The organism is Companilactobacillus keshanensis, assembly GCF_003946205.1.
Taxonomy (GTDB): Bacteria; Bacillota; Bacilli; order Lactobacillales; family Lactobacillaceae; genus Companilactobacillus; species Companilactobacillus keshanensis.
Window position 1 is genome coordinate 1 of the sequence record NZ_RHOS01000006.1, and the last position, 13,766, is coordinate 13,766.

Consider the following 13,766-nt stretch of genomic DNA (forward strand, 5'->3'; position numbering starts at 1 on the left):
TCAAAAAACGCCTAATCACATTTAAGTGATTAGACGTAAAATTTCATAATCAACTCCAATTACTGGGGTTCATTGCAGATTAAGTAAACTGCAAAGTCCTTTTTTTATTTCTTCGATTTATATTTCCAAAAATTTAGTCCTTCAAATAAAATAAAGAACAAAACAAAACACTGCGTGAAAAACTCTTCTGGCAAAATATTAATGACTGGGTCCTTATTCGGATCAAACAGCCAGTCACTATTCCTGAATAGGACTTCGTGAAAGACAACAAAGAATCCATCAAAATTGACTGCCATTAATATTGCTAGAATTATTCCACCAATAGCAATATATTTAAAAACTTGATTAAAGTACGCCCGCTTTTGGCGTTGGAACCAAAGATAGATTCCTGAAACAATCAAAACGCAAAAGTTTAACATAAAGAGATTCTTAGTATCTGCGAAGTGAGTTCGCCCGGCTACTGACGATTGAAAATCACTTAAATGAAACTTACCGCTGAAAGGATTGATCAAATAATTCATCATTTGACTATAATTGTGCATGATTTTACCAAAGCTTAGATTTACTGCCTGTTCCAAATAGTAATGTTTGATGGCAAACATAAACAACGGATAGCTGGCAAAAATTGTCACTGTTATTGCAAATGTGAATATGAAAAAAGCTAATACAATTGTGTAAATTGTATCCTTTTGGCCATTAGACATCCCATTGATCCAGACTTTCTACTTGATGAGTTGGTTTCTTGATCTCTTTATCAATATCAGCATGTGTGCTAACTCCTGTATAGACTAAGAGTGTGTCGATATCAGCATTTAATCCACATTTTATGTCAGTATTATAGTTGTCTCCGACTATTACAGCTGTTTTAGGATCAAATCCTTTTTCTGCAACTGCGAAGTCAACAATGTCCCGTTCCGGCTTACCGATATACTTAGCTTTTTGTTGTGTCGATGTCTCAACTAGAGAAATAACTGAACCTGCACCAGGAACTAAGCCACGCTCATTAGGTAAATTAGTATCTGCATTGGTTCCAATAAAGAAAGCTCCACGTTTGACTGCCAAGGTCGCCATTTCAAATTTATGATATGTAACGTCATAATCCAAACCAACGATAACGACATCTGGAGTGACTTCGTTCAACTTGATACCAGTACCAAAGACAGCACTTTTAAGACCATACTCACCAATAACATATGCTGAATGATTAGATAAATCATCGTCAAACATGTTTTTAACATAGTCGGCTGTAGCTAAAGAAGGTGTCACAATATGTTTAGCATTGGCTGTTATCTGGTGATTATTCATCAAATTGTCGGCCACTTGTTGTGGAGTCTTCGTCGTATTATTAGTTAAAAAGTAATAGTCTAAATGCTTTTCGTTTAGACGATCAATGAAGATCTTAGCTTCAGGAATCTTATCCTTGCCACGATACATCGTACCGTCTAAATCAATTAGATATGTTTGATAATCCATCATTTACTATTCTCACCTATTTTTCTGATTTTAAATTTACTTGTAGAAGCCCGTTTACGCTTATTACTGGCATTAGGATGGGGGTTTTTATTAGTATTATTACTATTGTGATTATGATGTGGAGCAGCATTTGTTGGACGTTTCTTCCTAGGCCTACGGCTAGGTTTCTTACTATTATGCTTCTTAAATGGAGATTTATTCTCCTTCTCCAAAACAAAATATGAACATCCAAAATTGCAATACTCTATCAAATAATCTTCTAGATGAGAAATTTTATTGTCGATCCCACTTTCTGGGCGTTGATCATCATAAAATCCTTTAAATCTCAGTTGATCATATCCCCAGTCACCAACAACATAATCAAATTTATCTAGTACCGTATTGAAACGTTCTTCAATTTTCTCTTCATCAAAACCATTTTCATGATTTTCAACTAAACGGTACTTTTTCTTATTGATGGTAATAATCTCATCCGTCAAAATTGTTACTTTTGCCTGCTTAGATGCAGTATTATCATCTATTTCCTGCAAAGGATCACCTCTTAAATCGGATATTTTTTACTTAAGTATTCTCCAAATACACTTCTTAAAAATTTAGGATACAAAATATCATTATTACCGGTTATTTCTATAGAAGGAAAATACGGTACAAATAAATAATGATCCAATAATGCTAAAGTATACTCTTTCTTCTTATGTAATGCTTCTCCATTAATGTAGACATTTTTCTTATCATCGATACTAATTCCACGATAAACTAGTTCACCAAAGGTCTTTCCTCGAAATCCCATTCCTTTTTGTGGATGGTTGCGGAGAAAGGCTCGATTCTTTTCCATTTCCATAACCAAACGCCAGACATTTTCTCCACTCATTTTAGTTCTCATGACATGGATCGCATGTGGCAACATTTTGTGCAAATCATTTTTAGTGACTATACCTTTATGTAAACTCTGCAAAAATAGTCCAGAACTAAGAATTGCAACATCAGCATTGACATATTCTTTGATGGCAGTTAGTCCCTCTTCAATTACCGGATCAGGCTTAGTAATATCTCGACTCATGGTCCGAGGTATTTTTGCTACTTTTTCTTCATCTAATAATGTTTCACCTTGATGGAGTTTTTGCGCGATCCAATTATTATCTTCAGGTAACTCTGTTAATGAGCTAGTTCTTGTAGTCACAGCGTTTTTTTGAATTATCGCCTTATCATCATTTAAAGTTAAATTGATTTCACCGATATTTTGTCCATATTTACCAGCCGCTGCTAGTAAAACCCCATTATCCATTTCACCTTTTTCGAACAAATGATGAGTATGTGATCCAATAACGACATCTATCTGTGGATATTTTCCGGCTATTCGACGATCCATAGAAACTCCTAAATGCGACAATAAAATTATGACATCACATTTTTGATCATTTAACTCTTGGATCAACTTAGGCAGAGTCTCTTGAATCAAATGAATATCCCAATTCAATAATGGATATGTCAAAATATAGGGTGCGGTTAAGCCTATCACACCAATTTTAGTATGTTTTTTAGTTTCTATTATCTTGTATGGTTTAGCAAAATTGGCTAGTTCTCCGGTACCCTTTTCAAAAAGATTACCCAAAATAACTGGAAAATTGGCTTTGTCATATAGATGACTCAATTCAGAATGACTATTCCCCAGTCCTTCATTATTCCCGATCGTAGCACCATCGTAATTCAAACTGTTCAGCCACTCAATATTAGCCTGTCCATTGGTTGCGTCTGTTAGTGGATGTGCTCGATCCATCGCATCTCCAATATCGAATAAATAGAACTCGTCGGCCGAATTGTTATTTCTTTTATCTTCAATGAAATGTTTAACTTTAGGAAAATTTTCAAAATGAGAATGTAGATCGTTAGTATGGATAATCTTAATTGTCTCCATCATATTCCTACTTTCTTTGTAATCTTGCTAAATCCTGTTTCTTTTTTTCATACATTTCAATTATCTCTTCACCACGTAAAGGTGATCCCCATGGCAAATCTTCTGATAGATAATCACGTTCCGGAGCATCAACACCAACGTTTATATTCTCGGCCGTTGGCATACTATAATGATGAATATGACCGTGAAGATTAATGATTTGGTCGACTTTCCCCAAAAACATTGGATAGTGAGTACAGTAAAATTGGTTATGGTCAAATTTTAATAGTGCACCAACATCTTCAAATTTAAACTTAGGAAGTCCGTCATCCATAATCTGATTATGTTTATCTAAATATTTGAACAGTGAGCGATAATCATGATTTCCCTTGATCAGTACCATATGTCCTTTTAACTGTTTCAAGATGTCAAATGTCTCTTCATCAGTTGGATAGTCCTGTGGCCTCATTGAGATATCACCCAAGTGATAAACTGTATCAGTTTCATGTACTCGTTGATTCCAAGCATCGATCATTGCTTGATTCATCATTTCCACATTGTCAAAGTGTCTTGGTGCAAAATCATTTGGTTCTAATAATTGATAATGATAAAAATGAGTATCTGATATAAAATAATTCATTGTTATACTCACTCTTCCTTTAAAATAATTTTATTTGCCTTTAGAATGTCATTAAACGCATCACGTACTTTACCTTCTGGCTTGTCATACTCGACCCATTCTTTAAGGTTCATCGGAGGTACGGTATAGTTATCATTTACGTAGTCTTCGTATATTGCTACCGCCGAAGAGTGGGGAATGTTTAATTTTAATATTCTAACTTCTTTGATCATTCCTAACTCGGCGGCCTTCTCTGCTCTACCATTCATCAAAATGTTGGCTAACTCGTAATACTTAGTTCCATCGTTTCTGGTTATCTGCTCAATTATATCAAGCGTTTGCTTTTCATTATTCATTTATCTTTAATACCTCACAAATTATTACTACATATTTAGTATATAATATCTAAAAAGCTAGGGAGTTAATTATGGTCTCAAAAAAAATAATCCTTTTTATGTCACTTTCGGTTTTCTTTTTAATGAGTGGCTTTGATGTCATTGGACATCGGGGTGATCCAATCAAAGCACCTGAAGAGACTTTTGAAAGTTTCAACACGGCCTTTTCTGAAGGAGCCGATTATGTAGAACTGGACTTACATGTATCTAAAGATAACGTTCTAGTTGTTTCTCATGATCGAAACTTGGAACGTATCACAGGTACATCAATGGTCGTATCTCAGCAAAACTTTTCAACTCTAAGTCAATTGAATCAGGAAAATGGTGAGCCTGTCCACAGTCTTGACCAAGTCTTTGCACATTATAAAGACAATCCTAAGGCTAAGTTCTTGATCGAAACTAAAAAAACTAAAAAAGGTAATCCTCAAAATATGGAGGAACTTTTAAAAGCTTCAATTGACAAGTACGGTATGCAGCATCGGGTAATGTTTCATTCATTTTCAACTAAGAGCTTGCAAAATGAAGCCGAGCTAATGCCTGACATCCCTAGGATATTCATTGCTGGGACAACTAAAAGAGTTAATTTTGATGTCTTACAATATGTAACTGGTGTCAATCTGTCCTCAAATATCGTTACACCTGACATTATCAACGCTTTACACGCAATGAACAAGTCCGTTTATGTTTGGGACGAAATGAACGAGTCTCCTAGTAAATGGAATACTTTAGTCAATATGCCGATTGATGGAGTCGTTACTAATTATCCTGCTACTGGTAATGAATATCGGGAATTAAAGAATCAATCTCAAAGTGAGGTCCTCGATCAAAACGTCTTTTACTTGGGAACAAAGGATGAACCTATCTATGAGAATCCATATCGTTTAGTCAAAACTAAACATGAAGTACATCCCCTAGATGGATTCCACATCACTAAGATCATCAAGTTCCATGGCAATGAGTACGTTCAATTGGGTGAGAATTCATTTGCTAATGCTGAAGGATTCAATTCTGACTCTGCTCTACGTGAATTGCGCCCTTACTTTGGCGCTAAGGCTATCTTTAGAGGCCAAGAGCAAAATAATTATTTGTATCGTGATCCTCGAAGGAAAAACAGTATCGTCAATCGTCTAGAGTTTAATCAACCAGAACACATCTTAACTGTTCAAAAGCTTGGTACACAAGTGTGGCTTAAGCTTCCAGACGGCTGGATCAATGCCAAGGATGTCTTGATCCAATTAAATCCTGACAACTATCTTGGAAACGATAGTAAAGAAAGCTATTATGATCTACCAGTTGGTCAGAGATTTAAGAACCTTGACTTATTGGAAAACAATTTATATCTTAGACCAAGTACTGATCAACAACTAAAACGTGCTAAATTAATACGTGACTTCAATAGTTTGAATTTGATTTTTCCAATAAAAAACGACAATAACTCGATCAATCAAATTTAATAAATTCGCCATCTACTTAATCATTTGGTAGAATTAAAAGAATATTTCCATAGGGAGGCTTTTTAAAAACATGGCTATAGATTGGGAAAAAGAAATTGCACATCGTTCTGACGAGATGCTAAATGATTTATCAGAATTGGTAAGTATCAACAGTCAAAGAGATGTTGAACATAAAACTGAGGAATATCCACTAGGTCCTGGACCCGCAAAAGCACTTAAAACATTTTTAAGCTTTGCTAAAAGAGACGGTTTTGAAACAAAGAACGTTGATAACTTAGCTGGACGCATTGAATACGGTGAAGGTGAAACAGTTGGTATCCTTGCCCACGTTGATGTTGTTCCTGAAGGTCCGGGTTGGGAAACAGATCCATTTAAACCTGTTATCAAAGATGGAAAACTTTATGCACGTGGTGCTAGTGATGATAAAGGACCTGGGTTGGGTGCTTATTACGCCCTAAAGGTTATCAAAGAATTAAACTTACCTGTAAGTAAAAAAGTTCAACTTATCTTGGGTACTGATGAGGAAAATGATTGGACTGGTATCAATCACTACATGAAGTCTGAAACAATGCCAGAAATTGGTTTTTCACCAGATGCTCAATTTCCTGCTATCAATGGTGAAAAAGGAATCGTTTCATTTGATGTTCAGTTCCCTAATCCCTCAGACGGATTAGTTAAAAAGTTTGAGAGTGGTATCGTAGCAAACATGGTTCCTCAAAATGCCGATGCTGTGGTCGACCTCAACGAAATTAAATCAGATGAACTAAAAGATCTATTTGAACAATTCTTAACTGGTCATCCTGAAGTTAAGGGTTCAATCGACCTAACTGACGATGAAGCAACAATTCACGTCATTGGTAAAGGTGCACATGCTATGCAACCCGCTGTTGGTATCAACGCTGCAACTTATCTAGCAACATTCCTTACTAAATTAAACTTGAATGATCGTCAAAGACCTTACTTCGATTTTATTGCTAAAGATCTTCACTTAGATTTCGCAGGTAAGGCTTTAGGAATTGCTAATACTCACGAAGTTATGGGCGAATTAACACTTTCTCCTAATATTTTCAAATTTGATGATAATAATGCTTCTATCTTATTAAATATTCGTTATCCAAAGGGTGATGATGGTCAAAGTCTAACTGATAAGATCAATCAAAACTTACCTAAACGCGTTACCGCAACTATTAAGGGTCACAATCAGTTGCCTCACTTCGTTCCAGCTGATGATCCATTGGTTCAAACACTACTTGGTGCTTACAAAGATCACACTGGTGATGACAGTCCTGCCTATACAGTTGGTGGTGGTACATACGGACGTATCCTTAAAAAGGGTGTCGCTTTTGGTGCCATGTTCCCTAATGATGAGAACGTTATGCATCAACCAAACGAATACATCGACCTAGCTAAACTTCAAAAGGCTACTGCAATTTTTGCCGATGCTATCTACCGTTTAATTAAATAATTTTTATCCTTAAAAGTTCTATGGAGAGCCTTTTGCCATAGAACTTTTTTTGTTTTTGTACTTATGAAAGATTTTTATTATATAATTAAGCATATGTAACTTTTTAAAGGGGCTTATTTAAAAGTGAAAAATTTATGGAATAGCATCGTCCAAAGCTTTAAGAGCATCAAAAGCTGGTCTGACTTTGCTACAAGAGCCAATCTAACGATAGAGGTTATTCGACGAATTATCCTCTATTCCTTAGCCGGCATACTAATTTTAATGGGACTCGGATTCGGACTTGGTGTTGGTTATGTTTCGGCACTAACTAGTCAAGTTCAAGTACCCACTAAGCATGAAATGAAATCTCAATTACAAGATGTTAATAATTCTGCCACACTCTATTTTGCTAACGGTGAAAAAGTTGAAAATCTTCAAAGAGACCTCACTGGTAAAAGTATCAGTCTTTCCGAGATGTCACCTTATCTAAAAGAGGCAATCGTTTCCACTGAAGATAGTGATTTTTATCATCATAATGGTGTCGTCCCTAAATCTATCGTACGTGCAATTATTTCTGATATTACTGGTATCGGTGCACAAACTGGTGGATCAACTTTGACACAGCAAACTGTTAAGATGCAGTTACTTTCTTCTGAGACAACTTGGAAACGTAAAGCTGTCGAAATTTTCTTGGCTATGCGTGTCGACAAGTACTTCACTAAAGACGAAATTCTTGAGGACTATTTGAATGCCGCCACCTTTGGACGTAATAATAAAGGTCAAAATATTCAAGGCGTTCAAGCTGCTGCTCAAGGACTTTTCGGTAAAAGTGCAAAGAATTTAAACTTGGCTGAATCAGCTTTTATCGCTGGTTTACCTCAAAGTCCCTCAATTTATACACCTTACGATACGAAGGGTAAATTGAAGGATGATTATAGTTTGGGTCTGAAACGTAAGAATATCGTCCTTTACAGAATGTATCGTGATAATAATATCAATCAAGCTCAATACAAAGAAGCACAAAAGTTTGATTTAAAGGATGACTTCCAAAAACCAAGTAAATTAAGTTCTAAGACTATTAAGTATGGCTATCTTTATAATACTTTGACTGAACAAGCTAGAACCATTTTGATCAAACGTTTAGTTAAAAATGATGGTTTAAAATACGATACTGTCAAAAAAGACAAGGGCTTGTATACAAAGTATTACACTCAAGCCGATACCGAGTTACATAGTAAAAAGTATAAGATCCACAGTACCATCAATAAGGATCTATACATTGCTATGAATAAACAAACTCAACAATATAAAGCAAATCTTGGTACTACTCACACAGACAATGCCAAAGATCCTAACACTGGTAAATCGATCAAGATTTCAGAACCAGTTCAAAACGGTTCTGTTCTTTTAGATAATAAAACTGGTGAAGTATTGTCATTCGTCGGTGGTGTAAACTTCAAGAAATCACAACTGAACCATGCATTTGATACGCGAAGATCACCAGGATCATCTATCAAACCTCTGATCACCTATGGACCAGCGGTCGAAAATGGATTAATTGGTTCACAATCAATGCTAGCCGACTTTAAGACTAAGTATAAGGGCTACTCACCTACTGACTATGGAGAAACTATTCAAAATAAATTCCTATCAGCTCGTGAAGCACTAGAAGAATCATATAATATTCCAGCGGTTAATTTATATGACTATATCCGTAATAAGGGTGTCAGTTCTAAATCTTACATGTCAAAAATGGGTATTGATCTAACTAATCATGAATATGCTCAACTTGGTGTCACACTTGGTGGTTTAGATAAGGGGGTCACTGTCCTTCAACAAGCTAGTGCCTTCTCTACTTTTGCTAATAAAGGTGTCCACGTTGATCCTTATGTTGTTAAAGACGTAACTGAACCATCTGGTAAGACTATTTATAAACATAAAGGTTCAAAGAAACGTGTCTTCACTAAACAGACTTCCTACATTATTAAAAACATGTTGCATGGTGTTGTTACTAAAGGTACTGCCTCTGCTCTTTCATATGAATCAAACTTCAGTACTAAGAACCTCTTTGGTAAAACAGGTACTTCTAATGATTATCGCGATAATTGGTTTATTGGTAGTACTGACGGTATCACCTTGGCATCTTGGATCGGTTATGATAACTTCTATGGAAATAACTACAACTTAGCAAGTAATTCCACTGATATTAACCAAGAACAATGGGCCAATATGGCTAATGCTATTTACAAAGAAGACCCTGGTGTCATGAATATTCATAAGAAATTCACTAAACCTGAAGGGGTTGTTTCATACAAGGTTGATAAAGAAACTGGTACCTTACCGGGAACCGTTGAATATAACGGTATGACTGCTAAGGTCAACCAGCATATGACTACTTCTCTTTACTACAAAGGTAAACCTAGTGATATGTCGCATTCTGACTTTGCTATCGGCGGAAAGAGTAAGAACTATAAACTCTTCTGGGATAACTACTTTGGTAAGAGCAACGGTTATGGGGTTGTTAAACAAGTCGGAGAAACTTCTAAGTCATCTGATGAGCTTGCTTCTGAAAATGGTAGCGGACGGACATCTGGATTTAGCAATAGCACTAATAACAATGATTCTTCTGATGTTACAACAAGTACTTCTACTTCAACTGGAAATTCAAGAACTACGAACTCTACTACAAGTAATGGTACCTCTGAAACTGGTACCGGTAGTGGGTCTGGTTCCGGATCTGGAACTGGTAGTGGAACAACTAACATTACTGACGAATCTAGCACCGGCGGTTCTACAGGAACCACTGGGACTGGTACCGGAATAGTTGATCCATCAGCTGAATAAATATTAAAATGGACCATCGATTAATTTCGATGGTCCATTTCTTTAACCCTTGAACAATGATAGAATTATAGAGTTATTAACAAAGGAGTTTTTTTATGTATTTCAGTCCAGAATTCTTGCAGAACACCCTTTATCTTGTGGCAATCATACTGATTGCCTTTATGATCGGTATTACGCTTTACAAAATTAAAAATAATCTTAAAATCCTCGATAAGCCATTGATACTGTCATTTGTCGTCCTAATTAATACTTTATATTCAATTTTAACTGGATTCGTTGACCTACCTTATGAATTGAATGCTGTGGTAACTGGTGGTCTTACACTGATCACTTTTGGCTATATTATTGTTATCATCTGGGATTTTCATAAAGAAAATGTTAAACAAAAAAAATAGACCTTTCGGTCTATTTTTTTTACTTTTATCTTGTTGATTCACGTTTTACAATACTATAAGGTAACTTGATAGTATTTTCATCAATTTGTTCTTGATTCATCATTTTAGTTAAAAGACGCATAGCAACAGCACCAATATCATAAAGTGGTTCCTCAATTGAACTCATCTTAGGACGTGTTACTTCACAAAGAATCGTGTCATTACTTGTGATGATCTCAAAGTCATCAGGGATCTTAACGCCGCCTTTAACGGCTGAGTTCAATAATCCAGAAGCAAGAAGATCTTCTGTAACGTAAGCAGCTGTTGCACCACTGTTCTTAACAGCATCCCACATAGCTTCTCCGGCACGGACTGAATATTCAGCTTCAAAGACCAAGTTAGATGAGAAATTAATATGAGCTTTCTTCAAGGCACGTTTATAACCATCAAGTCTAAACTTGCCGTCGATTGGGTTTTCAAGACTTCCACCGACAAAAGCAATTTTCTTATGTCCATTTTGGACTAATTGATTAACTACACTGCATACAGCATCAGTGAAGTCTATATTTACACTAGCGGCCTCATTATTCTTATCAACAGAACCTGCCAAAACGATTGGCGTCTTTGAGTTTGACAAAGTACGCTTCAACTTCTTTGATAGTTGTTTGCCCATGTAAATCAAACCATCAACTTGCTTTGAAAGTAAGTTATTTAAGATCTGCTCTTCATCACCAACTGATTCTTGGATACTTGTAAGGATAATATTGTATTTGTACATTGAGGCAACATCATCAATTCCTTTGGCAAGGGATGCGTAATAAAGATCCGTAATATCAGGCAGGATAACCCCGATAGTAGTACTCTTCTTACTTGCCAAACCACGAGCAACCGCATTAGGACGATAGTTTAAACGATCAATGACTTCCAAAACTCGTTTACGTGTTTCTTCCTTAACGTTTGCATTTCCATTAACAACTCGAGAAATGGTTGCCATAGAAACGTTAGCTGCCTCAGCCACATCGTATATTGTTACTACTTTTTTTTCCATTTTTATATTCACTCTCTCAAATTTTCATTTAGATAACTTTAATTTATCAGAAAATAAGCCTAGTTGCAAGCGTTTTCCATATCAATACGACAAGTTTTCATAATTTTTCAAAGAGAATATCATGTTTTCAGTGTTATACTCGTAATTGTATTTTGATTTAAAAAGGGAGTGTTGGAAATGAAGAAACAATTATTAGAACTACAAGAATACTTAGCTAAGAAAAATTTGGATATTGCGTATATCTCTAATCCTACGGATATTCAATATTTTACTGGCTTCTATAGTGAACCAGTTGAAAGGATCCTTGCTCTACTAGTTTTCCCCGATAAGGACCCATTCCTATTTGCCCCTCAACTCGAGGTTGAATCTGCTAAAAAAGCAGGCTGGGATCAAGATGTCTTCGGTTATTTAGATCATGAAAAACCATTTGACCTTATTGCTGGACACATCAAAGATGTAACTGCCAACCCATTACATTGGGGCATCGAAAAAGATGACCTTTCTGTTGACAAATTTGAAGCTATCAGAGAACAATTTCCTAGCGCTGACTTCCCTGAAAACCTCTCTCGCTATATGGAAAACGCTAAATTGATCAAAACTGATGACGAGATAAAAGAACTAATTGCTGCCGGTAAAGAAGCTGATTACGCATTCTCAGTTGCCTTTAACGCCATCAAAGAAGGACGTACTGAACAAGACGTTGTAGCCGAGATCGAATATGCTATGATGAAAAAAGGTGTTATGCACATGAGCTTTGACACTATCGTCCAAGCTGGCGCAAATGCTGCTAATCCACATGGTGCCGCTGAAAAAAATCCTCTTAAGAAAAATGAATTAATCTTATTTGATCTTGGTACAATTCACAATGGATATATCAGTGATGCTTCTAGAACTGTTGCCTTTGGCAAGCCAGATGCTAAATCATTAGACATTTACAAAGTGGACTTAGAGGCACAATATGCTGCTATGGATGCTGCTAAACCCGGCGTAACTGCTGCTGAACTTGATAAAATTGCTCGTGACGTGATCACAAAGGCCGGTTATGGTGAATACTTCATTCACAGACTAGGTCATGGTATGGGACAATCAGAGCACGAATTTCCTTCAATCATGGAAGGAAATAACATGGAACTCAAACCAGGCATGTGCTTCTCGATTGAACCAGGAATCTATATTCCAGAAGTAGCTGGAGTTAGAATTGAGGATTGTGTTTATATCACTGACGATGGCTGCGAACCATTTACACATACCAGTAAAGAACTTACATATATAAACTAATTATTGCTACCTATGGTTTTTAATAAACTAACTTTATAAAAAATTTTACCCCGTACAAATACAAAATAAATCGTGTATGTACGGGGTTTTTATATACCACATTATTCTTATACTTAATTAATACAAAAAAACTAGTCAAAAGAGCCGTTCTGGAAGCATCAAAAGACAACAAAAAAGACTGGATCTCCCCAGCCCTATTTCTTAATATCGTCTTCATCGAAAACGATATTAGAATCGTCATCATTTATTTTATCTGCTGTATTAAGCATTTGTTGCTTTAATTCATCAGTTCTCTCATTGAAAGAATTAACTATCTTAGCGTCTGCCAGACCAACACCACCATTGTTAAAGTCGCCACGAATCGTTTTGACATTTTCCAATAATTTTTGACCTGATTCACTAGTTAAATATTTAGAGGCACCATAGCCTACAACACTACCCAAGGCTAGTCCCAAAACGAATTTATTTTTCATAATTAATCTTTCTTCTTTCTTGGCACTAACTTGGCAACTGATTTAACAATTGAAGCTGCACTAGAAAGATTCATGATACTATGTATTCCAAATCCAGAATTTGGCTTTTCAGCTGTAGCATTGGCAGCCTTTTGACCTAAGTTTTCAACTGTTTCAAAAAGTGGGTTCAGCTTCTCAGCTTTACTATTAACGTCATCCATCAAAGTATTAGTCTTATCAACTAATTGACTACTTTGACTCATAAGATCGTCAGTATTCTTTGAAAGAACTTCCACCATCTTAGTTGTTTCTTTCATTGTTTCTTGTAATTCTTTAAGTAACTTAGCTGTTTGAACTAGCGTCATAGCCAAGTAAACAACCAAAGCAACAAAAGCGATTGCTGCGATTAATCCTGCAATTTGTCCACCTGTCATATCAAATTCCTCCTAAATTTTAATAGCAATCTAATATTAGCATTATCGCGGTATTAC

The 13,766-nt window shown here is 35.9% G+C and carries 14 protein-coding genes; 5 read left to right on the forward strand and 9 right to left on the reverse strand.

The window, feature by feature from the left end; translation table 11 throughout:
- Nucleotides 1-104: 104 nt before the first annotated feature.
- From EKM64_RS04680 to EKM64_RS04705, 6 genes are read right to left on the reverse strand one after another with little or no spacing between them, the layout of a single operon-like run.
- A complete protein-coding gene (locus tag EKM64_RS04680; protein WP_125676105.1) occupies nt 105-704 on the reverse strand; it encodes a TIGR01906 family membrane protein in 600 nt (199 codons plus the stop codon).
- Nucleotides 697-1,473: a TIGR01457 family HAD-type hydrolase gene (locus tag EKM64_RS04685; protein WP_125676350.1), complete on the reverse strand. Its 777-nt coding sequence runs from the start codon at nt 1,471-1,473 to the stop codon at nt 697-699. Before EKM64_RS04685 ends, EKM64_RS04680 begins: the two co-directional genes overlap by 8 nt.
- On the reverse strand, nt 1,473-2,003 hold the full coding sequence (locus tag EKM64_RS04690) for a YutD family protein (RefSeq protein ID WP_225420956.1): 531 nt from the start codon (nt 2,001-2,003) through the stop codon (nt 1,473-1,475). Before EKM64_RS04690 ends, EKM64_RS04685 begins: the two co-directional genes overlap by 1 nt.
- Before the next feature lie 11 nt (nt 2,004-2,014).
- Nucleotides 2,015-3,391, reverse strand: a complete 1,377-nt coding sequence (locus tag EKM64_RS04695) for a bifunctional metallophosphatase/5'-nucleotidase (RefSeq protein ID WP_125676107.1) — start codon at nt 3,389-3,391, stop codon at nt 2,015-2,017.
- Nucleotides 3,392-3,395: 4 nt separating this feature from the next.
- Nucleotides 3,396-4,007, reverse strand: coding sequence for a metallophosphoesterase (locus EKM64_RS04700; RefSeq protein ID WP_125676109.1), 612 nt, complete (start codon nt 4,005-4,007; stop codon nt 3,396-3,398).
- Between the two features lie 8 nt (nt 4,008-4,015).
- The gene (locus EKM64_RS04705) at nt 4,016-4,342 is read right to left on the reverse strand and encodes a hypothetical protein (RefSeq protein ID WP_125676111.1); all 327 of its coding nucleotides are present in this window, start codon (nt 4,340-4,342) and stop codon (nt 4,016-4,018) included.
- Nucleotides 4,343-4,413: 71 nt separating this feature from the next.
- On the opposite strand from EKM64_RS04705, the gene EKM64_RS04710 reads away from it, so the two are divergent.
- The 4 genes from EKM64_RS04710 to EKM64_RS04725 all read left to right on the forward strand — a co-directional run bounded on the left by EKM64_RS04710 (nt 4,414) and on the right by EKM64_RS04725 (nt 10,518).
- The gene (locus EKM64_RS04710) at nt 4,414-5,835 is read left to right on the forward strand and encodes a glycerophosphodiester phosphodiesterase (protein WP_125676113.1); all 1,422 of its coding nucleotides are present in this window, start codon (nt 4,414-4,416) and stop codon (nt 5,833-5,835) included.
- Nucleotides 5,836-5,905: 70 nt separating this feature from the next.
- Nucleotides 5,906-7,300: a dipeptidase PepV gene (gene pepV, locus EKM64_RS04715; protein WP_125676115.1), complete on the forward strand. Its 1,395-nt coding sequence runs from the start codon at nt 5,906-5,908 to the stop codon at nt 7,298-7,300.
- 123 nt (nt 7,301-7,423) lie between these two features.
- Entirely contained in the window at nt 7,424-10,123 is a 2,700-nt protein-coding gene (locus tag EKM64_RS04720; RefSeq protein ID WP_125676117.1) for a transglycosylase domain-containing protein, read from the forward strand.
- 95 nt (nt 10,124-10,218) lie between these two features.
- A complete protein-coding gene (locus EKM64_RS04725) occupies nt 10,219-10,518 on the forward strand; it encodes a hypothetical protein (RefSeq protein WP_125676119.1) in 300 nt (99 codons plus the stop codon).
- Nucleotides 10,519-10,543: 25 nt separating this feature from the next.
- Here the strand turns inward: EKM64_RS04725 and ccpA are convergent, their stop codons facing one another.
- Nucleotides 10,544-11,545 (reverse strand): catabolite control protein A, encoded by a 1,002-nt coding sequence (gene ccpA, locus EKM64_RS04730; RefSeq protein WP_125676121.1) that lies wholly within the window; start codon nt 11,543-11,545, stop codon nt 10,544-10,546.
- A gap of 177 nt (nt 11,546-11,722) precedes the next feature.
- On the opposite strand from ccpA, the gene EKM64_RS04735 reads away from it, so the two are divergent.
- Entirely contained in the window at nt 11,723-12,823 is a 1,101-nt protein-coding gene (locus EKM64_RS04735) for a M24 family metallopeptidase (protein ID WP_125676124.1), read from the forward strand.
- 194 nt (nt 12,824-13,017) lie between these two features.
- Here the strand turns inward: EKM64_RS04735 and EKM64_RS04740 are convergent, their stop codons facing one another.
- Nucleotides 13,018-13,296, reverse strand: coding sequence for a hypothetical protein (locus tag EKM64_RS04740; RefSeq protein WP_225420957.1), 279 nt, complete (start codon nt 13,294-13,296; stop codon nt 13,018-13,020).
- Between the two features lie 2 nt (nt 13,297-13,298).
- A complete protein-coding gene (locus EKM64_RS04745; protein ID WP_125676127.1) occupies nt 13,299-13,709 on the reverse strand; it encodes a DUF948 domain-containing protein in 411 nt (136 codons plus the stop codon).
- Nucleotides 13,710-13,766 lie beyond the last annotated feature (57 nt).

Excerpts from the sequence above, each read along its gene's own strand:
- EKM64_RS04700 (WP_125676109.1), bottom strand. The coding sequence starts at position 4,007 with ATGAATTATTTTATATCAGATACTCATTTTTATCATTATCAATTATTA.
- ccpA (WP_125676121.1), bottom strand. The coding sequence starts at position 11,545 with ATGGAAAAAAAAGTAGTAACAATATACGATGTGGCTGAGGCAGCTAAC.
- EKM64_RS04710 (WP_125676113.1), top strand. The coding sequence starts at position 4,414 with ATGGTCTCAAAAAAAATAATCCTTTTTATGTCACTTTCGGTTTTCTTT.
- EKM64_RS04705 (WP_125676111.1), bottom strand. The coding sequence starts at position 4,342 with ATGAATAATGAAAAGCAAACGCTTGATATAATTGAGCAGATAACCAGA.
- EKM64_RS04745 (WP_125676127.1), bottom strand. The coding sequence starts at position 13,709 with ATGACAGGTGGACAAATTGCAGGATTAATCGCAGCAATCGCTTTTGTT.
- pepV (WP_125676115.1), top strand. The coding sequence starts at position 5,906 with ATGGCTATAGATTGGGAAAAAGAAATTGCACATCGTTCTGACGAGATG.
- EKM64_RS04735 (WP_125676124.1), top strand. The coding sequence starts at position 11,723 with ATGAAGAAACAATTATTAGAACTACAAGAATACTTAGCTAAGAAAAAT.
- EKM64_RS04725 (WP_125676119.1), top strand. The coding sequence starts at position 10,219 with ATGTATTTCAGTCCAGAATTCTTGCAGAACACCCTTTATCTTGTGGCA.
- EKM64_RS04695 (WP_125676107.1), bottom strand. The coding sequence starts at position 3,391 with ATGATGGAGACAATTAAGATTATCCATACTAACGATCTACATTCTCAT.
- EKM64_RS04680 (WP_125676105.1), bottom strand. The coding sequence starts at position 704 with ATGTCTAATGGCCAAAAGGATACAATTTACACAATTGTATTAGCTTTT.
- EKM64_RS04740 (WP_225420957.1), bottom strand. The coding sequence starts at position 13,296 with ATGAAAAATAAATTCGTTTTGGGACTAGCCTTGGGTAGTGTTGTAGGC.
- EKM64_RS04685 (WP_125676350.1), bottom strand. The coding sequence starts at position 1,473 with ATGGATTATCAAACATATCTAATTGATTTAGACGGTACGATGTATCGT.